Raw genomic sequence first — 4,990 nt, 5'->3', positions numbered from 1 at the left:
TGATAGTAAATTCTTTACTCTTAATATTATAGGGGATATAAATGATAAAGTCAACAAAAAAGTGCTAAGTTATATCTGAATGTATAACTCGTCTGAGGACGAAAATTTAGATGCGTTTGCCCTGAGGAGCGAGCAAAAAAATATTTAGCCTCTCGCTCAATCTATCATAACTACTTGTCAACTATGAGGTTCTTGCCAGCCTTTTGCTACTGTTTGAATCACAGAAAATTTTTTGGTAATGGGTCAGTCATTTTTGTGGGGAATGAACATTAACCTACGGAGAACAAAGCAATGAAAATAGTAGGTAAGTAGGTAGTAGGTAAGTAGGAAAGGGATAAAGGATGTGCACGGTATTTCTCTTCTGGGGGGCAATGTCTCCCCCTTTCCTACTTTCCTACTTTCCTACTTCCTACTTTCAGGAGAACCCCCCATTTCACTGACTCCTTATAATAATCTATGCAGGGTTAACCCCTCGGACAGATCAAACAGACAAGTAAAGTGCATTTTATGCACCATTTTGTTAGATTAACACAAAACTGGTGCGTCCAACGCACCTTACTCAAACTTAAACTTGCACCGTATTGGATGAAAAGATTTTTTATTCTTCTAACATTTTCTTTATCTTTTCTTTGCCCAGAAGATTTATAAAATTTTTCAATAGGTTCTCTTCGCCAAGGCTGCGAATTACTCTCTCTTCACCAAGGCTGCGAATTACTCTCTCTTCACCAAGGCTGCGAATTACCTCTTCTTCTCCAAGGCTATGAATTACCTTCTCCTTTCCAAGACTGCGAATTACCTTCTCCTCGCCAATCCCTTGCACAAATTTATCTACCCCAACTATTTCTGCTAACTCCCTGATTATGTCAGGTCTATCTGCTAATGTCTGTGGCACTAATCTTACCTCCTCTTTAAATTCGTCAGGATGTAAATATAATCCTGCTTCTATTACATCAGAAAATTCCTCTGTTTTTTCTTTCCCTATCCCTTTGACCAACTCCTTTATTAATCCCCCAGAAGTAAATAAAATCAACCTATAATTCTCAGGTGTTACCTCTAATCTATCAATCTGAATCAGATAAAAGTTAAACCCAAAATCAGCAAAGTTCAGCCCTTCTTTTATCCTTACCAACTCATGTCCATTCTTGCGGATATAATTTCCTATCTCCTTTATCTCGCCAGAAACTAAGGCATACGCATTTATCTGCTTCCGCCACTTTATCTTCTCCTTTATCTTATACAACAAAACATAGGCAAATAATTTGTCAAAACCATCAGGTGTAAGTTTATCATTCGGCGATTTATATTCAATGATATTGTAATCAGTAAATGATTGGAAAACCAAAGGCAAGGAATTAACATCAGCACCTTTCTCCTTCTTAATGACGATTATATCTATCTTCAGCGGAGCTTTACCAACCTCAACCTCTGTTTCTACCCTAAAGCCTTTTGGTTCAAATAATGCCTTTAATGTTTGAGATAAGAAATGATGCCACTGTTTCTTTTCCATATAAAAGAGTATACATCAAAGAAAGGGTTATGTCAACTGTAATTTTTGTTTTTTGGTAATGAGTCAGTCATTTGGGGTAAGTGCGGATTTCAGATTGTGTCCTAAGATAACCTGATTTTCATTTCTCTGTGCCTTTGTGGTAAATTATCTACTGGTTGTGATTATTTCTTGTAATTTATTCATTGCGGCATTTACCTTCTCCGGGAATTTACCGCCGGCTTGAGCGAAATCTGGTCTGCCGCCACCACCTCCACCAGTGATTTTTGCCAGTTCGTTGATTAATTTCCCGGCATGGATTTTAGTAGTTAAATCCTGACTCACTTTGACTACCCATAGCACTTTATTGTCCGCACAAGAAACCAGAACAACCACACCTGATTTTAATACCTCGATAATGAGGTCAGCTGAGGTGCGTAATGAAGCCGCATCCATCGCCGCTAATTCTTTCGCCAGTACCTTTATCCCATTTACGACAAAAGCCTCTTTTACCAGGTCAGTTGTGGCATCTGCGACTAATTTTGTTTTAAGATGTAAACTCTCTTTTTCTTTTTCTTTTATCTCTTGAACTAATTTTTCTATCCTTTGAACTAACTGTTGTGGTGAGGTTTTGAGCAAATCCGCCAATTGACTAATAGTTTTTTCAAGTTGATAGATATATTTTTCAGCAGATTCCCCGGTTATTGCCTCAATTCTTCTTATGCCGGCGGCAATGCCTGTTTCATGCCGCAATTTAAAAAAGCCGATTTGGCCGGTGGCATTTAGATGAGTCCCACCACAAAGTTCTAAGCTAAAATCACCTATCTTTACTGCACGAACCCGCTCGCCATATTCTTCCTCAAATAATGCCATTGCCCCTAATTTCGTTGCCTCATCAAGTGTTGTTTCAAATATCGTTACCTGTAAATTTTCTCGAATCTTTTCATTTACGATTGCCTCTACACGGTTTATCTCTCGCTCCTTCATTGCCTCAAGATGGGTAAAGTCAAATCTAAGATAATCCGGCCCAACAAAAGAACCTGATTGTTTAACATGAGTTCCCAACACCTGGCGTAATGCGGCTTGAAGAAGGTGTGTGGCGGTATGGTTGCGGCTAATTGACAACCGCCGAGATAAATCAATACCTACCAAAACCTCATCGTTTACTTTAATCTCACCTTTTAGGACTTTCCCAAAATGTAGAATTGCCTTATCTGACCATTTTGCATCGGTAATTAATATCTTGACCGCATCATTGATTAATATTCCAGTATCGCCAATTTGCCCACCTGATTCGGCATAGAAAGGGCTGACATCAAGCACAATCTCGATTTCATCACCTGATGTTGCCATTTCTACCAACTTTTTATCCTTGAGGATTCTGACTACCTTTACCTTGATTTCATTTAATTCATATCCAACGAATTTTGTCTGGTCAGTTATTTTTGTCTCTTTTTCTTCTTCGATAAAGACAAATTGCCCTGCCATTCTTGCCCTTTTGCGTTGTTCTTCCATCCGGGCATTAAATCCGTCAATATCCAATTTTAGTCCAGATTCATATATTATCTCTTGTGTCAGGTCAACTGGAAACCCATAAGTATCATAAAGTTTGAAAACATCACTGCCTGAAAGGACTTCTTGAGACTTGTTTTTATACTCGTTAATCATTTCCTCTAAAATGGTCAAACCTCGTTCCAGAGTATTTATAAATCTATCTTCCTCAAGTTTGATAATTCGGCTGATATGGTCTCTTTCGTGAAGTAAGGTCTGGTCGTGATTAAAGATATTGACTACCGCGGGCACGATTTGAAAAAGAAAGGATTCATGGAGGTTTAATTTCCTCCCCTGACATAGTGCTCGTCTAATCAAGGCGCGTAAAACATAGCCGCGTGATTCATTGGACGGGATAATTCCATCATTGATTAAATAGGTAATTCCTCGCAAATGGTCGGCGATAACCCGTAAGGCAACATCCTTGCTCAAATCTCTACCATATTCAATTTTAGTCAGATTGGCAACATAATTAATGATTGGCTTAAGCAAATCTGTATCAAAATTAGTCTTAACCCCTTGTACAACTGCCGTTAATCTCTCCAATCCCATCCCGGTATCGATATTCTTTTTTGGTAATGGGTGCAGTGTCCCATTTTGAGCTCTATCAAACTGAGTAAAGACTAAATTCCATAGTTCTAAATAGCGGTCACAATGACATCCAACTTTGCATGTTTCCTTACCACAACCTATTTCTTCTCCCTGGTCAAATAATATCTCTGAACAGGGCCCACACGGACCTGTCTCTCCCATCTTCCAGAAGTTACTTTCTTCCCCTAACTTTACAATTTTCCCTTCTGGAACAATTTTTCTCCATATCTGGTTTGCTTCATCATCATCTTTGTAGATAGAAATCCACATTTTATCTTCTGGTAAGCCGAGTTCTTCAGTCAGAAATTCCCATGCCCAGACAATTGCCTCTTGTTTAAAATAATCGCCAAAAGAGAAATTTCCCAGCATTTCAAAGAAGGTATGATGTCTTGCGGTTTTGCCGACATTTTCAAGGTCATTGGTTCTAAGGCATCGTTGAGAAGTAGCGGCGCGGGTAAAAGGCAATGGGTCTATTTCACCTAAAAATAGTGGTTTAAACGGTACCATCCCGGCAATTGTAAATAAAACCGTTGGGTCAGTCGGCACCAGCGAGGCACCTGGTTTAATCGTATGGTCAAGTGCGCTAAAATAATCTAAGAATTTTGTGCGAATTTCTGTTCCAGTCATTTATTCTCCTGAAAATAATGTTAAAATAGCACGCGGATAACGGGGATTTAACGGATTTTCGCTGATTTTTTTCTCTTTTTTCTGTCTTCTATCTTATATCCGCGAATATCCGCATCATCCGCGTCATCAGCGTGCTATTTTCCTGAAAATCGGGACTCGGGAAGGTTGGTAGCCGCAGGTTTCAGCCTGATTTCACCTGAACCATCCAACCATCCAACCCATTTTCATCTTCCTTTGTAGTATAGCACACATATAAAATTATTGCAAGAAAAAAATCAGTTGACATTGTTAAAGAATTGTGGTAATGTAAAAATGAGTAACCGTTCAGGTAGTCCTTTACCGCAGAGACGCAGAGAAACAGAGAAAACATAGAAATTTTCTCTGCGTCTCTGTGTCTCTGCGGTGAACACTTACAAATTTCGATTAATAAGTGCTATAATTCGTGTCCATGTGTGGCTAATTTCTCTAATTCTCTGTGAACTCTGTGCCTTTGTGGCTGAACGGTTACTGGAAATATATTGTTTTTACCCAAATTTTTTCCCCATCGGTCTTAACAGTTACTGCCCCATGAATATCTGTTTGATAAATTTTAGTTCCTATTTTTTCATAATCCGCTATAACTTCTTTATTGGGAAGATTAAATCTATTATCTCTACCTACCTGTATTATGCCTATTTCTGGATTGACTTCCGTGATAAATTCTGAGTAATAAGCATTTCTGCTTCCATGATGAGGTAT

General features: G+C 38.7%; 3 protein-coding genes. All 3 read right to left on the bottom strand.

All coding sequences use genetic code 11. From position 1 onward, the window contains the following. Positions 1–598: 598 nt before the first annotated feature. Entirely contained in the window at positions 599–1,507 is a 909-nt protein-coding gene (locus AB1414_15440; protein ID MEW6608813.1) for a hypothetical protein, read from the bottom strand. Positions 1,508–1,651: 144 nt separating this feature from the next. Next, positions 1,652–4,252, bottom strand: coding sequence for an alanine--tRNA ligase (gene alaS / locus AB1414_15435; protein MEW6608812.1), 2,601 nt, complete (start codon positions 4,250–4,252; stop codon positions 1,652–1,654). A gap of 504 nt (positions 4,253–4,756) precedes the next feature. Beyond that, positions 4,757–4,990: MBL fold metallo-hydrolase (locus AB1414_15430; protein MEW6608811.1), on the bottom strand; the 234-nt coding region annotated here is incomplete at its 5' end.

The organism is bacterium (genome assembly GCA_040755795.1).
In the GTDB taxonomy this organism is placed as follows: domain Bacteria; phylum UBA9089; class CG2-30-40-21; order CG2-30-40-21; family SBAY01; genus JBFLXS01.
This window is presented reverse-complemented; position numbering and strand designations above follow the sequence as displayed.

Bases quoted from the DNA above. Each gene is read 5' to 3' on its own strand.
- AB1414_15440 (MEW6608813.1), bottom strand. From the start codon at position 1,507: ATGGAAAAGAAACAGTGGCATCATTTCTTATCTCAAACATTAAAGGCA.
- alaS (MEW6608812.1), bottom strand. From the start codon at position 4,252: ATGACTGGAACAGAAATTCGCACAAAATTCTTAGATTATTTTAGCGCA.